The 19683-nt window shown below is 52.4% G+C and carries 14 protein-coding genes; 6 read left to right on the top strand and 8 right to left on the bottom strand.

The features are described from left to right. Positions 1–27: 27 nt before the first annotated feature. From infA to trxB, 5 genes are all read right to left on the bottom strand, one after another. A complete protein-coding gene (infA, locus tag F3J38_RS06110) occupies positions 28–246 on the bottom strand; it encodes a translation initiation factor IF-1 (protein WP_002211347.1) in 219 nt (72 codons plus the stop codon). 345 nt (positions 247–591) lie between these two features. Next, on the bottom strand, positions 592–1284 hold the full coding sequence (aat, locus tag F3J38_RS06105) for a leucyl/phenylalanyl-tRNA--protein transferase (RefSeq protein WP_167136059.1): 693 nt from the start codon (positions 1282–1284) through the stop codon (positions 592–594). A 33-nt stretch (positions 1285–1317) separates the two neighbouring features. Continuing rightward, positions 1318–3048 (bottom strand): heme ABC transporter ATP-binding protein/permease CydC, encoded by a 1731-nt coding sequence (gene cydC / locus F3J38_RS06100; RefSeq protein WP_167136057.1) that lies wholly within the window; start codon positions 3046–3048, stop codon positions 1318–1320. Next, positions 3048–4817, bottom strand: coding sequence for a heme ABC transporter permease/ATP-binding protein CydD (gene cydD, locus F3J38_RS06095; protein WP_167136056.1), 1770 nt, complete (start codon positions 4815–4817; stop codon positions 3048–3050). The genes cydC and cydD overlap by 1 nt, the downstream gene beginning before the upstream one ends. Positions 4818–4965: 148 nt before the next feature. After that, on the bottom strand, positions 4966–5931 hold the full coding sequence (gene trxB / locus F3J38_RS06090; protein WP_167136054.1) for a thioredoxin-disulfide reductase: 966 nt from the start codon (positions 5929–5931) through the stop codon (positions 4966–4968). Between the two features lie 519 nt (positions 5932–6450). Here trxB and lrp point away from each other — a divergent pair. The 6 genes from lrp to F3J38_RS06060 all read left to right on the top strand — a co-directional run bounded on the left by lrp (position 6451) and on the right by F3J38_RS06060 (position 15426). Further along, positions 6451–6945, top strand: coding sequence for a leucine-responsive transcriptional regulator Lrp (gene lrp, locus F3J38_RS06085; RefSeq protein ID WP_006118610.1), 495 nt, complete (start codon positions 6451–6453; stop codon positions 6943–6945). A gap of 119 nt (positions 6946–7064) precedes the next feature. Then, positions 7065–10433 carry a DNA translocase FtsK 4TM domain-containing protein gene (locus F3J38_RS06080; protein WP_167136052.1) on the top strand — a complete coding sequence of 1123 codons (3369 nt, stop codon included), beginning with the start codon at positions 7065–7067 and terminating at the stop codon, positions 10431–10433. A 175-nt stretch (positions 10434–10608) separates the two neighbouring features. Next, positions 10609–11220, top strand: a complete 612-nt coding sequence (gene lolA, locus F3J38_RS06075) for an outer membrane lipoprotein periplasmic chaperone LolA (RefSeq protein ID WP_167136050.1) — start codon at positions 10609–10611, stop codon at positions 11218–11220. A gap of 7 nt (positions 11221–11227) precedes the next feature. Continuing rightward, positions 11228–12574, top strand: a complete 1347-nt coding sequence (locus F3J38_RS06070) for a replication-associated recombination protein A (protein ID WP_167136048.1) — start codon at positions 11228–11230, stop codon at positions 12572–12574. A 96-nt stretch (positions 12575–12670) separates the two neighbouring features. Beyond that, the gene (serS, locus tag F3J38_RS06065) at positions 12671–13963 is read left to right on the top strand and encodes a serine--tRNA ligase (RefSeq protein WP_167136046.1); all 1293 of its coding nucleotides are present in this window, start codon (positions 12671–12673) and stop codon (positions 13961–13963) included. 311 nt (positions 13964–14274) lie between these two features. Then, positions 14275–15426 (top strand): MFS transporter, encoded by a 1152-nt coding sequence (locus F3J38_RS06060; protein WP_167136044.1) that lies wholly within the window; start codon positions 14275–14277, stop codon positions 15424–15426. Positions 15427–15472: 46 nt separating this feature from the next. On the opposite strand, the gene pflA is transcribed toward F3J38_RS06060, so the two are convergent. The 3 genes from pflA to focA form a co-directional block, all read right to left on the bottom strand. Continuing rightward, positions 15473–16213, bottom strand: a complete 741-nt coding sequence (gene pflA, locus F3J38_RS06055) for a pyruvate formate lyase 1-activating protein (protein WP_167136042.1) — start codon at positions 16211–16213, stop codon at positions 15473–15475. A 159-nt stretch (positions 16214–16372) separates the two neighbouring features. Continuing rightward, positions 16373–18655 (bottom strand): formate C-acetyltransferase, encoded by a 2283-nt coding sequence (gene pflB / locus F3J38_RS06050; RefSeq protein WP_167136041.1) that lies wholly within the window; start codon positions 18653–18655, stop codon positions 16373–16375. A 67-nt stretch (positions 18656–18722) separates the two neighbouring features. Continuing rightward, a complete protein-coding gene (focA, locus tag F3J38_RS06045; protein ID WP_167136039.1) occupies positions 18723–19583 on the bottom strand; it encodes a formate transporter FocA in 861 nt (286 codons plus the stop codon). Positions 19584–19683 lie beyond the last annotated feature (100 nt).

The raw sequence follows: 19683 nt of genomic DNA, 5'->3' as shown, positions 1-19683 counted from the left end.
CCACAAACGCGAGATGTGGACTACAACTTAGCGACTACGGAAGACAATGCGGCCTTTGCTCAGGTCGTACGGGGTCAACTCGACAGTCACTTTGTCGCCCGTCAGGATGCGGATGTAGTTTTTGCGCATTTTACCGGAGATATGAGCGGTAACCACGTGCCCGTTTTCAAGTTCTACGCGGAACATGGTGTTAGGTAGCGTATCCAGTACGGTACCTTGCATTTCAATATTGTCTTCTTTGGCCATCGAATCCTCTGGGTGAACTACCAAACTGTTGAACCGGCAAGATAATGCCGAATTCCATGATTTATGTAAAGAACCGTTGGTGATTTTGCCAACGCTTCGCCGTGCGTCGCGCCACTGCGCGTGCATTACGGATAAATTCGGGTGTTTTTTGACGTCTGCGGGGGATTAGCGGGCTAAGAATCTGTCTTAATCAGCATCAGTGTATGACTGAGACAGCTTCGGGAAATGTATGAGATTCCCAACCTGGCAATTCCGGCTCGCCACAGCGAAGCGCGGACGACATACCAAACTCGCTCATTATATCACTTTTGTCGGGAATTGTGTGCAAAACATCTGCCGTGAGGTTCAAAAAAGGGTTTGTGTTTGCCAGCAACCGCTTAAAACGGGCTGCCACGCCAGTGTTTGGACATACTGTAAATAATCAACGCGCGGGATTTCAACGGCGCCGAGCGAAGCGGTGTGCGGGTTAAGTACTTGGCAATCAATTAAGCGCCCCTGATGTGCCAGGAAATGCTGCGAAAAAACCCACAGCGCGGTTTTTGACGCATTTTCCTGGCGACTGAACATCGATTCACCGCAAAAAATCTGCCCCAGTGCTAATCCATACATGCCGCCGACCAGACGGTGATCGCTCCAGACTTCAATGGAGTGCGCATGCCCCAGTTCGTATAAGCGTAACCATGCACGCTTAACTTCAAAGGTAATCCATGTCCCTTCCTGGCGACCGCTGGCGCAACCTTCCAGCACCTGAGGAAAGGCCTGGTTCATGGTGACACGGTAAGGTGATTGCCGATGAAACCGCGCCATGCTGCGGCTGAGATGGAAAGATTCTGGCAACATCACCGCGCGGGGGTCCGGCGACCACCACAAGATCGGATCGCCCGGCGAGAACCATGGGAAAATGCCCCGCTGATAAGCATTCATCAGGCGGGCAGGGGAGAGATCGCCCCCCATCGCCAGCAGTCCATTAGGTTCGCGTAGCGCCATCTCCGGCGGGGGGAAATTTAATGAATCCCGTGAAAGTTGTACCAGTCTCATTGCGTCAATTACCCTTCGGGCTGTTCGCTAAGACTATAGCGCAAAGCGCTGGTGGAAACGCCAATAGCGTCCTTCTTTTGAGATTAATTCGTCGTGGCTACCTGATTCGATGATTTGCCCCTGGTCCATCACACAGATGCGGTCCATAGCAGAGAGACCGCTCAGGCGATGCGTCACCATGATCAGCGTTTTGCCATGAGCAACCTGTTGTAATAGCGCCAGAATTTGCTGTTCAGTGGTGGCGTCAAGACCCTCGGTGGGTTCGTCCAGCAGCCATAAGTCGCCGTTGTGCAACAGGGCGCGGGCTATCGCCAATCGACGTAACTCTCCGCCGGACAATGGGCGGCCACCTTCGCCCATCCAGGCATTCAACCCCTCATCATGCTCGACCAGATGGCTGAGTCCAACCTGGTGCAACGCGTCGTTTAATTGCGCATCGCTGGCGGCTGGCTTGGCCAGTAGCAGATTGTCACGCAGTGTCTGGCTAAACAGATGTACTCGTTGCGTCACGACGCTGATGCGTTGGCGTAGACTGGCTTCATCCCATGCCGCAAGCGGGATGTTGTTGAATTCAATTTCACCCTGTTGAGCTTCCCAACCGCGTGTGATTAAAGAGAGTAAGCTGGATTTACCAGAGCCAGTAGGACCGAGCAGCGCCAGATGTTCACCGGATTGGATTGTCAGCGAGAGGTGATTCAACACCGATTCCGGGCGTTGTGGATAATTGAAAACAATATTTTCCAACTTCAGACTGAAACCGGACGAAGAGGGGACGGAGGTTTCAGGAAAACGGATACGCGGTTCTTGCTCAACCAACTCACGGACACGGCGAGCTGCCCCTGTGACTTGCGCCAGCGGCAGAAATGCGCCAGCGACCGGAGCCAGTGCTTCGAATGCGGCCAGCCCGCAGAAAACGAAGAGCGCGATAAGCGCCCCCGGTGAGGTATTTTCACCTACACCAGAGGCTGAAATCCACAGCAATAAAACCACGGTGGTGCCACTAATCAACATCAGCAAACTTTGCGCAAACGCCTGTAAACGATGCTGGCGCTGCTGTGCTTGCTGCCACTCGACTTCTTCAGCGTCCAGCTTGCCGCGCCATGCGGCCGCCGCGCCGTAAATGCGTAATTCTGCTAGCCCCGTGATCCATTGCGTCAGTTGTAAGCGCCAGTTAGCCTGGCGCTGAGAAATATGCTGTCCAGCAGAGATCCCGAGCCGCCAAAAAAGGGGCGGTATAACGAGCAGCGTGAGCAGCATAATGCCCCCCAGCAGCAGAGCCAGTGGCACGTCCAGCCATGCCAAGCCGCAAGTGACGACAATAATGACCAGCGCAGCACCGACCAGTGGGGAGATGACCCGCAGGTAGAGATGGTCAAGCGTATCAACATCGCTGACAAAGCGGTTCAGCAACTCCCCCTGACGAAATCGTGACAGTTGTTCAGGTGACAGGGCGATCAGTTTGCTAAAGGTAAAGACACGCAGATGCTGCAACACACGGAACGTCGCGTCATGGCTAACCAAGCGTTCAAAATAGCGTGAGGCAGTGCGCGTAATGGCTGCGCCGCGTACACCTGCTGCAGGCAGCATGTAATTGAAGCTATAAAGCCCAGCGACCCCTGCCAGCGAGGACGCGGCCAGGAACCAACCGGAGAGCGTTAGCAGACCAATACTGGCGAGCAGCGTCACAATGGCAAGGATGATGCCCAATCCCAATCGCCAGGGATGACGGCGATATAGACGTAGGAATGGCAATACATTTTTCATCACACAATCTCCTGCTGGCGATGTTGCACCATTTCACGCAACAGGCCATCTTGAGCCATCAATTGTTGCCAGCTACCCTGCTGTACCAACTGCCCTGACTGCATGACCCACACCTCATCCCAACTGGCTAAATCATGAAGTTGATGGGTGATCATCAACGTTGTTTGCTGAGTAGCGGCTTGTTGCAATGCATTCATCACGTGCTGTTCACTTTGGCTATCAAGCCCAGAACCCGGTTCATCCAACAGCAGCAACCTTGCGGGTTTTAACAGTGCTCGAGCAACCGCAATACGCTGCGCCTGCCCCACAGATAAGCCGAGGCCACCATCGCCTAATGGGGTATCCAGCCCCTGGGGTAAACGTGCCAAAAAGGCATTGACACCCGCACACTCCAGCACGCGGTTCAGGGTGGTCTCATCCACTGTGCTATTCAGCAGCAGGTTTTCCCGCAGCGTTGTGGCGGGTAGCGTTGGATTTTGTCCTACCCATGCGAGCTGCTGTTGCCAGCTATCGCGGCTGATATCACGCAGCTCATGGCCATTAACCCGCAGTTCGCCTTGATAGGGAAGAAAGCCCAGTAATACATTCATTAAAGCCGTTTTCCCCGCACCACTTTGGCCAATCAGCGCCACCCGCTTGCCGGCAGCCAAAGTGAAGTTCAGCGGTTGCGACAGCGCCCCGCCTTGGGGTGTCATCACGACCAGATCCCGAGCCTGTAGCGTCACAGGGGTATCGAAAGCCACGGTAGCGGTGCCATTGGAGACCGTATTGTCAAGGCTTTCTGTCAGAAAACGCTCCAGCGCATCGGCACCGCCAACGGCCTGCGCCTTCGCATGGTAGAAAGTACCCAGATCGCGTAAGGGCTGGAAAAACTCCGGCGCCAAAATAAGCGCAAGAAAACCAGCAAATAGCGTGACGCCACTGCCGTAATGACCAAAGTTCAATTCACCGAGATAGGAAAATCCGAAGTAAACCGCAACGACAGCAATCGCCAGCGAGGCAAAAAATTCGAGTACGGCTGAAGAGAGAAAAGCAAGGCGAAGCACTTCCATCGTGCGTTCACGGAAATCCGTCGTGCTTTCTGCGATGGCTTGCTGTTCAGCTTTGGCGCGATGGAATAATCTCAGGGTCTCACGTCCGCGAAGGCGATCATAAAAATCGCCACTGAGGCGTGCGAGTGCGACAAAATTGCGTCGATTTGCTTCCGCTGCGCCCATACCGACCATTGCCATAAACAAGGGAATGAGCGGTGCGGTGGCGAGAAGGATGAGGCCGGCAGCCCAGTTGATCGGGAATATCGCCATCAGAATGGCAAAGGGAACAAAAACGGCCAGAGACATTTGCGGCAGATAGCGTGCATAGTACTCCTGCATCTCTTCGATCTGTTCTAGCAGCAGCGTTGCCCAACTACCCGCGGGTTTTCCCTGAATCCATGCTGGACCAAGAGCATTCAGCCGATCCAGTACCTGCTGACGTAATGCCCGGCGGATAGCCACACCGGCGCGATAACCCGCCATTTCACGCGCATAATTCAGCCCCGCACGCAGAATGAAGCAGAATAACAGCAGAATGAATTCGTACAGCAGCGCACCGCGTGGTTGTTGCGCCACAATCAGGTTTTGCAGCAGTGAAGCCAGTAACCACGCTTGGGCAATAATCACCAATGCGCCAGCAAAACCCAAGAGTGATGCTGCACGTAAACCGCGCGCGCCATGTTTGCGTTGCTGACGAAGCCAGCGAAGAATGTGTTGCTGCCGTGATTTTTCCATGCGAAGCCGTTTGATCACTGATGGAGAGAGGCAAATACCGGATAAACTCTCCGGCCATTATTGGGCGTTTGAACTTTAGCATGCAGGAAATAAAAAAGGCGACCTAAACAGGTCGCCTGACAGCAATTATGATCAGCTTATTAACAAGTTACAAATCGTTTTTAACAAGCCCATCAAGGTAACGTTCTGCATCCAGTGCGGCCATACAGCCGGTACCCGCGGAGGTAATCGCCTGACGGTAAATATGGTCCATCACATCACCCGCGGCAAACACGCCAGGAATACTGGTTTGTGTTGCATTACCCTGCAAACCGGACTGCACTTTGATATAGCCGTTTTCCAGCGCCAGTTGTCCATCGAAAATGGCGGTGTTTGGGCTGTGGCCGATAGCCACAAATAAACCTGCAACTTCTAACGCTTCCGGTTCATCACCTTTGGTAGAGAGGAGTTTCAAACCAGTAACGCCCATCTGATCGCCGACGACTTCTTCCAACGTACGATCGGTGTGCAGCACGATATTGCCGTTGCGCACTTTGTCCATCAGACGGTCGATGAGGATTTTCTCAGCACGGAAGCTGTCACGGCGGTGAATCAAATGCACTTTCGATGCAATGTTCGCCAGGTAAAGCGCTTCTTCCACAGCGGTGTTACCGCCACCGATAACAGCGACTTCCTGGTTGCGATAGAAGAAGCCATCACAGGTTGCACAGGCGGAAACGCCTTTGCCTTTGAAAGCCTCTTCAGAAGGCAGGCCAAGATAGCGTGCAGATGCGCCTGTTGCGATGATCAGGGCATCAGCCGTGTATTCACCACTGTCACCGGTCAGGCGGAAGGGACGGTTCTGCAAATCCACCGTGTGAATATGATCAAAGATGATTTCGGTGTTGAACTTCTCAGCATGCTCGTGCATGCGTTCCATCAGTGATGGGCCGGTCAGATCATGCGGATCGCCAGGCCAGTTCTCAACTTCAGTTGTTGTGGTGAGCTGACCACCTTTTTCCAGCCCGGTGATCAATACCGGATTCAGGTTAGCGCGTGCGGCATAGACTGCAGCGGTATAACCAGCAGGGCCGGAGCCCAGAATGAGCAGCTTACTGTGTTTGGCCGTACTCATGCGTTCCTCAGTTTTTTCTGACAACATAGTTTTTGATTGTAGGGAAATTAGCGTCGCAAAAAAAGGTTTCAACGATTTTGTTAACAATCGCTGTAAGCGGCGTAGTCGATGAAAGCCGATTCTGCACGCGGTCTGCGCCAAAAGGGGGCATTGCTCGGTAATTTCTGGTGCAGTCGTACAAAAAATCTCATTAAATACAGCACCCCAGAACTCTGTCTGGCATCTTGTACTGAATTTGGATGTTTTACTTTGACAATCGCCTGCTGTTTTGCGAAAACATTACCAGAAGCGGAGAATATTTAGCGATTCAAAACAGAATTTCATTTCTGATTTGGGCGATTTTGCCAAATAAACTCAGTCTGACATTGGTAATGACGCATGATGTGGACAGACAACATGCGTCATACGGATGGTCGCATTACTGCACAGACTTATCGGCTTCACATCAGTAAGGCCCTGAACAATGAACGTTTTCAGGGTGTGGCAGGTAAAGGGAAGGAATTAAGAGAGACAATAATAATGGTAGACAATAAGAAACGCCCCGGAAAAGACCTGGATCGTATCGACAGAAACATTCTGAATGAACTGCAGAAAGACGGTCGTATTTCCAATGTTGAGCTTTCGAAACGTGTTGGATTATCTCCGACGCCGTGTCTTGAGCGTGTACGTCGCCTGGAACGCCAAGGCTTTATTCTGGGCTATACCGCACAGTTAAACCCACATTATCTGGATGCTTCACTGCTGGTGTTCGTTGAGATTACTCTGAATCGTGGTGCGCCCGATGTGTTTGAGCAATTTAACGCCGCCGTACAAAAACTTGAGGAAACTCAAGAGTGTCACCTCGTTTCCGGTGACTTTGACTACCTGCTGAAAACCCGTGTGCCGGACATGTCCGCCTATCGTAAGTTGTTGGGTGAAACCTTGCTGCGCCTGCCGGGTGTAAACGACACCCGTACTTACGTGGTGATGGAAGAGGTCAAACAGAGTAACCGCCTGGTGATCAAAACCCGTTAATGTGGGACAGGTGCAAAGCTTGCAGGAATTCGGTACACTCCTGTGAATTCATACAGGACCAGCGTCGGGCTTGCCCGGCGCTGTTGCCTTCTTAATTTACAGGCACCTGGAGAGTTCTCTTGAGCCAGGAATATACAGAAGATAAAGACGTTTCGTTACAACCGCTGAGCAGTGGACGCAGGCTGCTGGAAGCGTTGCTCATCCTTGTGGCCTTGTTCGCCATCTATTTGATGGTGTCGCTGGTTAGCTTCAACCCTTCAGATCCAAGCTGGTCTCAGACCGCCTGGCATGAACCGATCCATAATTTGGGCGGCAGTGTCGGCGCATGGCTGGCAGATACACTCCTGTTCATTTTTGGCGTGATGGCCTATGCCATTCCTCCGGTCATTATTGGCTTGTGCTGGATTACATTCCGTCAGCGCGATCGCCAGGATTACATCGATTATTTTGCTGTTGGTTTACGCCTAATTGGCGTGCTGGCGCTGGTGGTCACCACCTGTGGCCTGGCGGCATTAAATGTTGATGATATCTGGTACTTCGCTTCCGGCGGTGTCATTGGTAGCCTCGTAAGCAATGCGATGGCGCCGTGGTTCAGCTCTGCGGGCGGCACGCTGACGCTGCTGTGCGTTTGGGCCGCGGGTATTACGTTGTATACCGGCTGGTCATGGCTCACCATTGCCGAAAGAATCGGCGGTGTGGTGATGGGTGTGTTGACCTTTGCCAGTAATCGTTCGCGTCATGATGAACCTTGGCAGGAAGAAGACGAATATGAAGAGGACGAGTCGGCAGAAGATGCCACTCCACCTCTGCGTGCTGCGCAATCGCATGATGAAGATGATGATGTCCTGTTGGCGAAACCGCGCAAAGTCGCTGAGCCTATAGCAGAACAACTGCCTGAGGATCCGCTGTTGGCGAAAGCCAGTGCTGCGACTGCCGCTGCTATTGCGGTTACCACAGAAGCTGCACAGCATGTGCCAGTCGTCGTTTCGCCGGCGGTGGATGCCGTCGCATCAGAGCCGACGGCTGTTCGCCCAAGCGCCCCGGTTGTTGAGCCAGCGCCTGTTGTACCTGAGCCGACAGTTCAACCCGCGCCACCGCTGTATCGCTTTGAAGTGCCGAATGAGCCCGCACCGGCCATGTTCTCGCCGGCGGATGAGGATGACGGCCCGCGCATGGGCAACTGGCAAGATGCCGCGCAATCTTCTGCGCCGTTGAATACCGCGGCGGCGGCGGCATTGGGTGCTGCGGCAGCGAAGACGGCATCCGCTTACACGCCTGCTTTCGATGTGGTACCAGAGCGTGATTACAATCCGCAGGTGAAACAGGGCATCGGTCCTGAGTTACCGCGTCCTAATAAAGTCAAATTGCCGACGCGGCGAGAGCTGGCCTCGTATGGCATTAAACTGCCGTCGCAGCGAATGGCAGAAGAGAAAGCACGGGAAGAAGAAGCTGAGTCATCATTGCCAGAGATGACAGCGACTTACCACGAACCGCAGCATGAACAAGAAGATGATGCTGCGCTGCAACAAGCGCAGTTACGTCAGGCCTTTGAATCTCAACAACAGCAGCGTTATGGCGAAAGTTGGAATGAGCAACCTGAAGAAGATGATGAAGAAGCATTGCATCAGGCCCAGCTTGCTAATCAGTTTGCAGCTCAGCAACAGCAGCGTTATCAAGCAGCGGATGATGGCCCAGTGTTCAATCTGGATACCTCGGCTGCCTTTGATTTTTCTCCGATGAAAGATCTGGTGGATGACAGCCCAAGCGAGCCTTTATTCACTATTGCTGCGACCCCAGAGCCTGAAGCGCCATCACAGTGGCAGCAGCCTGCAACACCACAGCCAGAAGCGATGCCTTCTTTGACTGAGCAAAACAGCCCATGGTCATCGGCTGAGCCGGAAAGCTATGCCGCACCTGCTGAAACGCCAAAACCCGTAGCGCCAGCTCAGGATAGCTTGTTCCACCCGTTCCTGGTCCGCCATGAACGTCCGTTGGAAAAGCCTTCTACGCCGTTGCCGACGCTCGATTTGCTCACATCACCGCCTTCTGAAGAGGAGCCGGTGGATATGTTCGCCCTTGAACAAACTGCGCGTTTGGTTGAAGCACGCCTCGCGGACTATCGCGTTAAAGCGGAAGTGGTGGGGATCTCGCCGGGCCCGGTCATCACCCGCTTTGAGCTTGACCTCGCACCGGGTGTGAAGGCCGCGCGTATTTCCAATTTGTCACGCGATTTGGCGCGTTCGCTCTCTGCTGTTGCCGTGCGCGTGGTAGAAGTGATTCCCGGTAAGCCTTACGTTGGCCTGGAATTGCCGAACAAACATCGTCAAACCGTCTATCTGCGCGAAGTCCTCGATTGCGATAAATTCCGCGATAACCCGTCACCACTCTCAGTGGTATTGGGTAAAGACATCTCCGGTCAGCCCGTTGTCGCCGATCTGGCGAAGATGCCACATTTACTGGTAGCAGGTACCACCGGTTCCGGTAAATCGGTCGGCGTTAACACCATGATTATCAGCATGTTGTATAAAGCGACGCCGGAAGAAGTGCGCTTTATCATGATCGACCCGAAAATGTTGGAGCTGTCCGTTTACGAAGGCATTCCGCATTTGCTGACTGAAGTGGTCACCGATATGAAAGATGCGGCGAATGCGCTGCGCTGGAGTGTGGGTGAGATGGAGCGTCGCTATAAGCTGATGTCTGCGCTGGGCGTCCGTAATCTGGCGGGCTACAACGAGAAAATTGAGCAGGCTGCGGCCATGGGACGTCCGATTCCCGATCCGTTCTGGAAACCGGGTGACAGCATGGATATCACGCCACCTGTTCTGGAGAAGCTGCCTTACATCGTGGTATTGGTGGATGAGTTTGCCGATCTGATGATGGCAGTGGGCAAGAAAGTGGAAGAACTGATTGCTCGCCTTGCACAGAAAGCCCGTGCAGCCGGTATTCACTTAGTACTGGCGACGCAGCGTCCATCAGTGGATGTGATTACTGGCTTGATTAAAGCCAACATCCCTACGCGTATTGCCTTTACCGTTTCCAGTAAAATTGACTCACGCACGATCCTTGATCAAGGGGGTGCAGAATCACTGCTGGGTATGGGGGATATGCTGTATATGCCGCCAAACTCCTCTATGCCGGTGCGTGTCCACGGTGCCTTTGTGCGCGATCAGGAAGTGCATGCTGTTGTGCAAGACTGGAAAGCGCGTGGACGTCCACAATACATCGACAGCATTACTGCCGGTGAAGAGAGCGAGAGCGCAGCAAACGGACTGGAGGCTGATGAAGAGCTGGATCCGCTGTTCGATCAGGCCGTCTCGTTTGTGGTGGAGAAGCGTCGCGCCTCGATCTCTGGTGTACAGCGCCAGTTCCGTATTGGTTATAACCGTGCAGCGCGTATTATTGAACAGATGGAAGCGCAGGGGATTGTTTCTGAACCGGGCCACAACGGCAACCGTGAAGTGCTCTCACCGCCACCGCACGAGATGTAATCTAGCGCAAGCAGTGACTTACTCCCGGGCCAGTTAACACTGGCCCGTTGTTTATCTGCGAAACGATCCCCATATCTTCGGGAGCTTTCGGCTTTTTCTCCTGTCAAAGTGACAGGGCGGCAACTACGTTTAATGCAGTAAGTGTCGGGAAACAATGAATAAGGAATCGAATCAGATGAAATTACACGTTATTGCCTGCGGCCTGCTGGCCGGTTTTGTTTCTTCGTCAGTACTGGCGGATGCATCGAGCGATTTGCAGCAGCGTCTGAACAAAGTGAACAGTTTCCATGCCAGCTTTAGCCAGAAGGTCACCGACGGCAGCGGTGCCAATGTGCAGGACGGAGAGGGTGAGCTGTGGGTTAAGCGCCCGAGCCTGTTTAACTGGCATATGACCGCACCAGACGAAAGCGTCATCATCTCCGACGGCAAAAACTTGTGGTTCTATAATCCATTCGTTGAGCAGGCGAGCGTCAGCTTGCTGCAAAACGCGACCAGTAACACACCGTTCATGCTGATTGCGCGTAACCAACCGAGCGATTGGCAGCAGTACAACATCAAGCAGCAGGGTGACAACTTTGAGCTGACGCCTAAGAGTAGCGATGGCAATTTGAAGCAGTTCACCATCAATGTCTCTGCCTCAGGCACCATTAATAAATTCAGTGCGATTGAGCAAGATGGTCAGCACAGTGATTATCAGCTGAAAAGCCAGAAAAACGGCGCGATTAGTCCAGATAAGTTTACCTTTACGCCGCCAAAAGGGGTAACGGTCGACGATCAACGTCAGTGAGGTCGTAGTGAGTAACCTGTCCCTGGATTTTGCCTCCTCGAATGAGTTCCAACCTCTGGCCGCGCGTATGCGGCCAGCGACGTTGCAGCAGTATATAGGGCAGCAGCATTTGCTGGCAGCGGGTAAACCCTTGCCACGCGCGATTGAGGCTGGTCATTTGCATTCGATGATTTTGTGGGGGCCGCCAGGAACAGGGAAAACCACACTAGCGGAAATCATCGCGCACTACGGCAAAGCTGATGTAGAGCGCATTTCCGCAGTGACCTCCGGCGTGAAAGAGATTCGTGAGGCGATCGAGCGCGCGCGGCAAAATCGTCAGCTTGGCCGTCGTACCATTCTGTTCGTCGATGAGGTCCATCGCTTCAATAAAAGTCAGCAGGATGCGTTTCTGCCGCATATCGAAGATGGCACCATTACCTTTATTGGTGCGACCACCGAAAATCCCTCATTTGAACTCAATTCCGCATTGCTCTCGCGGGCGCGCGTCTATCTGCTGAAATCTCTTACCACTGAAGATATCGAGCAGGTGCTATCCCAAGCGATGCAGGACAGTACGCGAGGTTACGGCAACAGCGATATATTGCTGCCAGAAAACACCCGCCGCATGATTGCTGAGCTGGTTAACGGCGATGCGCGCCGTGCGCTGAATACGCTGGAAATGATGGCGGATATGGCAGAGAGCAACGCGCAAGGACAGCGTGAACTTACGCCACAATTATTAAATGAAGTATCCGGTGAAAGGGCGGCGCGTTTTGATAACAAAGGTGACCGCTTTTACGATCTGATTTCCGCTCTGCATAAATCGGTGCGTGGATCCGCACCGGATGCGGCACTGTACTGGTATGCGCGCATTATCACCGCCGGTGGCGATCCGCTTTACGTTGCTCGTCGTTTACTGGCGATCGCTTCTGAAGATGTCGGCAACGCCGATCCACGCGGTATGCAAGTCGCTATTTCTGCATGGGATTGTTTCACCCGCGTTGGGCCAGCCGAAGGTGAGCGAGCGATTGCACAGGCGATTGTTTACCTCGCCTGCGCACCTAAAAGTAATGCTGTTTACACCGCTTTTAAATCCGCGATGCGTGACGCGCGTGAATTCCCCGATTACGACGTGCCAGAACATCTGCGTAATGCCCCGACCAAATTGATGAAAGAGATGGGGCTGGGCAAAGAGTACCGTTATGCGCATGACGAGCCCAACGCTTACGCTGCGGGAGAGGTGTTCTTCCCGCCTGAAATGGCGCAAACGCGCTACTATCAGCCGACCAACCGGGGACTTGAAGGTAAAATTGGCGAAAAACTCGCCTGGTTGGCTGAACAGGATCAAAATAGCCCGATAAAACGCTACCGCTGATAAACACCTTACGGTAAGGTGAGCAAGTATTTCAATGCATTCCAGTGGGATGCATCCCTTCATTCGTTCAACCAACCTTAATTACACAGGATAAGCATGCTCGATCCCAATCTGCTGCGTAATGAGCCAGACGCAGTCGCAGAAAAACTGGCACGCCGAGGATTTAAACTGGATGTGGATACGCTGCGTTCGCTTGAAGAACGCCGTAAAGTCCTGCAAGTAGAAACTGAAAATCTGCAGGCAGAGCGTAACTCCCGATCCAAATCCATCGGTCAGGCCAAAGCACGTGGGGAAGACATCGAGCCACTGCGTCAGGAAGTGAATACGCTGGGTGAACGTCTGGATGCAGCAAAAGCTGAGCTGGATACGTTGCAAAACGAAATCCGCGATTTTGCTCTGGCATTGCCTAACTTGCCGGTCGATGAAGTTCCGTTGGGTAAAGATGACAGCGAGAATCAGGAAGTCAGCCGCTGGGGCCAGCCGCGCCAGTTTGATTTCCCGGTAAAAGACCACGTTGAGCTGGGCGAAGCGGCTAAAGGCTTGGATTTCGCTGCAGCGGTTAAATTGACAGGTTCACGTTTTATCGTGATGCAGGGTCAAATTGCCCGTCTGCATCGTGCCCTGAGCCAGTTCATGATCGATCTGCATACTGAGCAGCATGGTTATCTTGAAACTTATGTGCCTTATCTGGTCAACCATGAAACGCTGTTTGGCACCGGTCAGTTGCCTAAGTTTGGTGAAGACCTGTTCCACACCAAGCCGCTGGGTGAAGAAGCGGGTAGCAGTAACTATGCGCTGATCCCAACGGCGGAAGTGCCGTTGACCAACCTGGTGCGCGGCGAGATTGTCGAAGAAGAAAACCTGCCGATTAAACTCACGGCGCACACGCCATGCTTCCGCTCTGAAGCGGGTTCTTATGGACGAGACACGCGTGGTCTGATCCGTATGCACCAGTTCGACAAAGTTGAGATGGTACACATCGTTGCGCCAGAGACTTCAATGGACGCACTGGAAGAGTTGGTTGGCCACGCTGAGAAGGTGCTGCAGTTACTCAACCTGCCGTATCGTAAAGTGCTGCTGTGCACCGGCGATATGGGCTTTGGTTCAGCCAAAACCTACGATTTGGAAGTGTGGCTACCGGCGCAAGATACGTACCGTGAAATCTCCTCTTGCTCAAACATGTGGGATTTCCAGGCGCGCCGCATGCAGGCTCGCTGCCGTAACAAAACCGATAAGAAACCACGTTTGGTGCACACGCTGAACGGTTCCGGTTTGGCTGTAGGTCGTACCTTGGTTGCGGTGTTGGAAAATTACCAACAAGCTGATGGCCGTATTGAAGTGCCAGAAGTACTGCGTCCTTACATGGGCGGTCTGGAAATCATTGGTTAATCGATGTTTTCTGCATAAAAACCCGGCAATGCCGGGTTTTTTATTTTTAGTCTTTCGCGATTATTATTCAGTAAGAATTAATCAGAAATAAACGTTATCGACAGCAGATAGCTTTAAAAGACTAAAACCCATTAATTCATATAGATAGCTCACAGCTTTAACAAGCCGATATCTTCTCTAACCTGCTGAAGATAAAAAAAATAAATTGTTCAGCAGCAAATTGTGCGGCGGCTATTTTTTGCACATTGACTTTAAAATAGCGAATGGCAAACTGCGCGCAATTATCTTCATTTCTTTGGTTTTTTATCCCTATGTCAACCTGGTCGCGACCCGTCGTGCTGCTGCTTTGCGGCTTAATGCTGATGACGGTGTCTATTGCTGTGCTTAATACGCTGGTACCACTGTGGCTTACTCACGATCAACTGCCAACCTGGCAGGTGGGTATGGCCAGCTCAGCCTATTACACCGGGAACCTGTTGGGGACCTTGCTGGCAGGTTGGTTGATTAGTCGCTATGGCTTCAATCGCTGTTTTTATCTGGCGAGCGTGTTGTTTGCGTCAGCCACTGTGGCGATGGCGCTGTTCGAAGGTTTCTACAGCTGGACAACCCTGCGTTTTATCGCGGGCTTAGGTTGTGCATTGATTTGGGTGGTAGTGGAAAGCGCGTTACTGTGTAGCGGCACCGTACGTAACCGTGGTCGATTGCTCGCCGCCTATATGATTGTCTATTACCTTGGCACTGTTGCGGGTCAGCTGCTAGTGAGCCGTGTTTCTACTGAATTGTTGCATGTTATTCCATGGGTCACTGCATTGATTGTCTGTGCGGTATTGCCAGTGGTGTTTCTGCGCGTCAATACCAGCGAGGCACCGGAAGAAGCTACCACCGGGCGTATTTGGAGCATGTTACGTCGCCGTAGTTCTCGTCTAGGGATTAACGGTTGCATCATTTCAGGTATTGTACTGGGTTCGCTGTACGGACTGATGCCATTGTATCTCTCGCATCGCGGCTTGAGTGATGCCAACATCGGATACTGGATGGCGTTACTGGTCAGCGCGGGCATTGTTGGGCAGTGGCCTGTAGGGCGTCTCGCCGATCGTTTTGGTCGCTTAATGGTGCTGCGCGTGCAAGTATTTGTGGTGATTCTGGGTGCGATTGCCATGCTGGGTGACACCGCGATGGCACCGGCGCTGTTTGTGCTGGGACTGGCCGGCTTTACGCTGTATCCAGTCGCCATGTCTTGGGCATGTGAAACCGTATCCCACCATGAACTGGTTGCGATGAACCAGGCGTTGTTGTTCAGCTACACCATAGGCAGTCTGGTGGGACCTGGGATGACATCCATGTTGATGCAGAATTACTCTGACCGCCTGCTGTTTGTGATGATTGCCGCAGTGGCGCTGGTCTATTTAGTCATGCTGTTACGTAAGGCCGACCATCACGCGACGCCAGTGGCGCACGCATAAGGTTCTGCAGAATTGAGAAGGGGAGCGAATGCTCCCCTTTTTTGTGTCAATACATCACCTCATGACCATAGCTGGCGAGAATGTTCTTTACCCGCTCCATGGTGTCTTTACTTGGCGGTTTTACGCCATCAAGCTTGTACTCTTCTCCCATAGCAATCCATTTATGTTTGCCTAATTCGTGATAGGGCAGCAGCTCGATCTTCTCGACGTTATCCATATCCTTAGTGAATTCGCCGAGGCGATGGGCAGAGTCATCGTCATCGGAATATCCCGGCACGACGACGAAGCGAATCCAGGTACGTTTGCCTTTCTTCTGCAGGTAGCGGGCGAAATCGAGGGTGCGATGGTTGGAGACGCCGACCAGAATCTGGTGCACATCATCATTAATTTGTTTCAGGTCGAGCATCACCAGGTCTGTGGCATCCAGCAGTTCGTCGATCACCGGATCGTAACGGCGTACAAAACCGTTGGTATCCAGACAGGTATGAATGCCTTCTGCCTGACAGGCTCGGAACCAGTCACGTACAAACTCGGCTTGTAATATCGCTTCCCCACCGGATGCCGTCACTCCTCCGCCTGAGGCATTCATAAAGTGGCGATACGACAACGCATCTTTCATCAGATCGTCCACCGTGACTTCTTTGCCACCGTGGGTATCCCAAGTGTCGCGATTATGGCAATAAAGGCAGCGCATCAGGCAGCCTTGGAAGAAAGTGATAAAACGGATACCCGGACCGTCAACGGTGCCGCAAGATTCAAATGAGTGGATACGACCGATGGTAGACATTGCGATGAGTTCTCCGGTTTAGCCCTAACATCAGGCGGCACAATCTGTGTTGTGCTCTTGGATTAAAGTCGATTTTGCCAGGCTGCCAGCGAAAGCAAACTGGCAAAACAGACTTGTGGAGAAAAGGCTCCCGCAGGAGCCTTCAAATCTCAAGGGGGATTACAGGGACTGAGTGAATGTACGGGTAATCACATCCTGCTGCTGCTCTTTCGTCAGCGAGTTAAAACGTACAGCGTAACCAGAAACACGGATGGTCAGCTGTGGATATTTCTCTGGATGTTCCATCGCATCCAACAGCATTTCACGGTTCATGACGTTAACGTTAAGATGCTGACCGCCCTCAATGTTCGCTTCGTGATGGAAGTACCCATCCATCAGACCTGCGAGGTTGGTTTTACGCACATTATCGTCTTTACCCAGCGCATTTGGCACGATGGAGAAGGTGTAAGAGATACCATCTTTGGCGTAGGCAAACGGCAGTTTGGCAACAGAAGTCAGTGAGGCAACCGCACCTTTCTGATCGCGTCCGTGCATGGGGTTAGCACCCGGTCCAAATGGCGCACCTGCGCGACGGCCATCAGGTGTATTACCGGTTTTCTTACCATAAACCACATTCGAGGTGATGGTCAGAACGGACTGAGTCGGCACCGCATTACGGTAGGTTTGCAGTTTCTGAATTTTTTTCATGAAACGTTCAACCAGGTCACATGCCATGTCATCGACGCGCGCATCGTTATTCCCGAACTGCGGGTATTCACCGTCGATTTCAAAATCAACCGCCAAGCCATCAGCATCACGCACGGCTTTTACTTTGGCATATTTGATGGCTGAGAGGGAGTCTGCTGCCACTGACAATCCAGCGATACCGCATGCCATGGTGCGATAAACGTCACGGTCGTGCAGCGCCATCAGTGATGCTTCGTAACTGTACTTATCGTGCATGTAGTGGATGATATTCAACGAGGTGACATACTGTTTTGCCAGCCAATCCATGAAGTGATCCATGCGTGCCATAACAGTGTCGAAATCCAGAATCTCATCAGTAATTGGCGTTTCTTTCGGGCCAACCTGCATTTTCAGTTTTTCGTCCACGCCACCATTGATTGCGTACAGCAGCGTTTTTGCCAAGTTGGCGCGTGCGCCGAAGAACTGCATCTGTTTGCCGACAATCATTGGACTCACACAGCAGGCAATGGCGTAGTCATCATTGTCAAAGTCAGGGCGCATCAGGTCATCATTTTCATACTGCAATGACGAGGTATCGATGGAGACTTTCGCCGCGTATTTTTTGAAGTTTACCGGCAGTTTCTCTGACCACAAAATGGTCATGTTAGGCTCTGGTGAAGGACCCATAGTGTAAAGGGTGTTGAGGAAGCGGAAAGTGCTTTTAGTCACCAACGTACGCCCGTCGACGCCCATACCTGCGAGCGACTCCGTTGCCCAAATTGGGTCACCCGAGAAGAGTTCATCATATTCTGGGGTACGCAAGAAACGCACCATGCGCAGCTTCATCACCAGATGGTCGATCAGTTCCTGCGCGCCTTCTTCCGTCAGTTTACCGGCTTTAATATCGCGGTCGATATAGACGTCAAGGAAGGTTGATACGCGGCCAAATGACATGGCGGCACCGTTCTGAGATTTCACGGCAGCCAGGTAACCAAAGTAAGTCCACTGTACGGCTTGTTGTGCAGTCTCAGCTGGCAGAGAGATGTCGAAACCATATTTTGCCGCCATCTCTTTGATCTGGCCTAGCGCACGGTGTTGTTCAGAAATCTCTTCACGCAGACGGATGGTGGCCTCAAGATTGACGCCATTTTCCATATCGCTTTGCAGTGAATTGAACTGCGCCACTTTATCTTTCATCAGATAATCGATGCCATACAGCGCAACGCGACGATAGTCACCGATAATACGGCCACGGCCATAGGCATCTGGCAGGCCTGTTAACACGCCTGATTTACGGCAGCGCAGGATGTCTGGTGTATAGACATCGAACACACCTTGGTTATGGGTTTTGCGGTAATCGGTAAAGACTTTTTTCAGCGCAGGGTCGAGTTCGCGACCATAGACTTTGCATGACCCCTCAACCATTTTGATACCACCGAAGGGAATGATGGCACGTTTTAACGGCGCTTCGGTTTGCAGGCCCACGATGGTCTCAAGAGACTTATTGATGTAACCCGCATCGTGTGACGTGATGGTAGAAGCCAGGTCGGTATCGAAATCAACCGGTGCGTGGGTGCGGTTCTCTATTTTGATACCTTCCAGCACGCTGTCCCACAGTTTGGTGGTGGCTGGAGTTGCGCCCGCGAGGAAGGATTCGTCACCTTCATACGGGGTGTAGTTTTTCTGGATAAAGTCGCGCACGTTGACGCTGTTCTGCCATTCACCGGCACTAAATCCTTCCCAGGCTGACGCCATTTTTTCGTTAAGTTCGGACATAATATACCTGCCTTATTTAGGGAGACTCTGACGGTGGCGCGCTCTTCAGCACGCCCGTATCAATGTATTAATGCTCTGGCGCACCGTCGCGCAAATAGATAACCCAGTAGGTCAAGCCGACTAACAATCCTCCGCCGATGATATTGCCAATCGTCACCGGGATGAGGTTGTTGATAATAAAGTCGCCAACGCTGAGAGAGGGGAACTGTGCGGCGCTGGAGCCGGCCATTTGCCAGAACTCTGGGCTGGCAAAATCGCGAATAACAATGGCCATTGGAACCAAGAACATATTGGCGATGCTATGTTCGAAGCCAGAGGCCACGAACATGCCGACAGGCAGAATCATCGCGAACATTTTGTCGAACAAACTGCGACCGGAGTAGCTCATCCACACGGCCAGACACACCATTAGATTGGCGAGCGTGCCCAAGCTTACGGCTTCGATAAAGGTGTGATGCATTTTATGGTCGGCCGTCTGTAGCACGTTTAAACCCCATGCACCATTGGCCACCATATGCTCACCAGAGAACCAAATCAGTGCGACAAAGAACAGGGCGCCAAACAGGTTGCCGATATAGACATACAACCAGTTGCGGCCGAGTTGCAGCCAGGTGATGCGACCACTGGCTTTCGCAACGACGATCAGTACGGTGGAAGTGAAGAGGTCCGCGCCACACACCACGACCAGCATCAAACCCAGTGAGAAGCAAATGCCGCCAATCAGTTTGGCGATACCGTATGGCAGCGCGCCAGTACCGGTGGTGGCAGTAATGTAAAAGACGAATGCTATTGAAATAAATACGCCGGCGGTGATGGCAAGAAAGAAGGTGGTTAAAGGATTTTTAGTCGCTTTATAGACACCAGCATCTTCTGCAACTTTGGCCATTGCCGCTGGTAATAATGCATTGAAAGGGTTGTCAGCTTTCACACTAACGCTCTCCAGAAATTGTCTGTAAAGATACTAACAAAGGAGTATAGGTCAGGAATTGATGTGGATCATAAATGGCAGTGCGATAGGCGGTAAGCGA

Origin of the sequence: Candidatus Pantoea formicae, assembly GCF_011752625.1 — a bacterium.
Taxonomy (GTDB): domain Bacteria; phylum Pseudomonadota; class Gammaproteobacteria; order Enterobacterales; family Enterobacteriaceae; genus Pantoea; species Pantoea formicae.
Note: the sequence above shows the minus strand (reverse complement) of the source record. Positions and strands in the feature narration are given on the sequence as shown.

What these genes read in the sequence shown, in the direction of transcription:
- serS (WP_167136046.1), top strand. Translation starts at nt 12,671, where the DNA reads ATGCTCGATCCCAATCTGCTGCGTAATGAGCCAGACGCAGTCGCAGAA.
- lolA (WP_167136050.1), top strand. Translation starts at nt 10,609, where the DNA reads ATGAAATTACACGTTATTGCCTGCGGCCTGCTGGCCGGTTTTGTTTCT.
- infA (WP_002211347.1), bottom strand. Translation starts at nt 246, where the DNA reads ATGGCCAAAGAAGACAATATTGAAATGCAAGGTACCGTACTGGATACG.
- pflA (WP_167136042.1), bottom strand. Translation starts at nt 16,213, where the DNA reads ATGTCTACCATCGGTCGTATCCACTCATTTGAATCTTGCGGCACCGTT.
- trxB (WP_167136054.1), bottom strand. Translation starts at nt 5,931, where the DNA reads ATGAGTACGGCCAAACACAGTAAGCTGCTCATTCTGGGCTCCGGCCCT.
- cydC (WP_167136057.1), bottom strand. Translation starts at nt 3,048, where the DNA reads ATGAAAAATGTATTGCCATTCCTACGTCTATATCGCCGTCATCCCTGG.
- F3J38_RS06060 (WP_167136044.1), top strand. Translation starts at nt 14,275, where the DNA reads ATGTCAACCTGGTCGCGACCCGTCGTGCTGCTGCTTTGCGGCTTAATG.
- cydD (WP_167136056.1), bottom strand. Translation starts at nt 4,817, where the DNA reads ATGGAAAAATCACGGCAGCAACACATTCTTCGCTGGCTTCGTCAGCAA.
- lrp (WP_006118610.1), top strand. Translation starts at nt 6,451, where the DNA reads ATGGTAGACAATAAGAAACGCCCCGGAAAAGACCTGGATCGTATCGAC.
- aat (WP_167136059.1), bottom strand. Translation starts at nt 1,284, where the DNA reads ATGAGACTGGTACAACTTTCACGGGATTCATTAAATTTCCCCCCGCCG.
- pflB (WP_167136041.1), bottom strand. Translation starts at nt 18,655, where the DNA reads ATGTCCGAACTTAACGAAAAAATGGCGTCAGCCTGGGAAGGATTTAGT.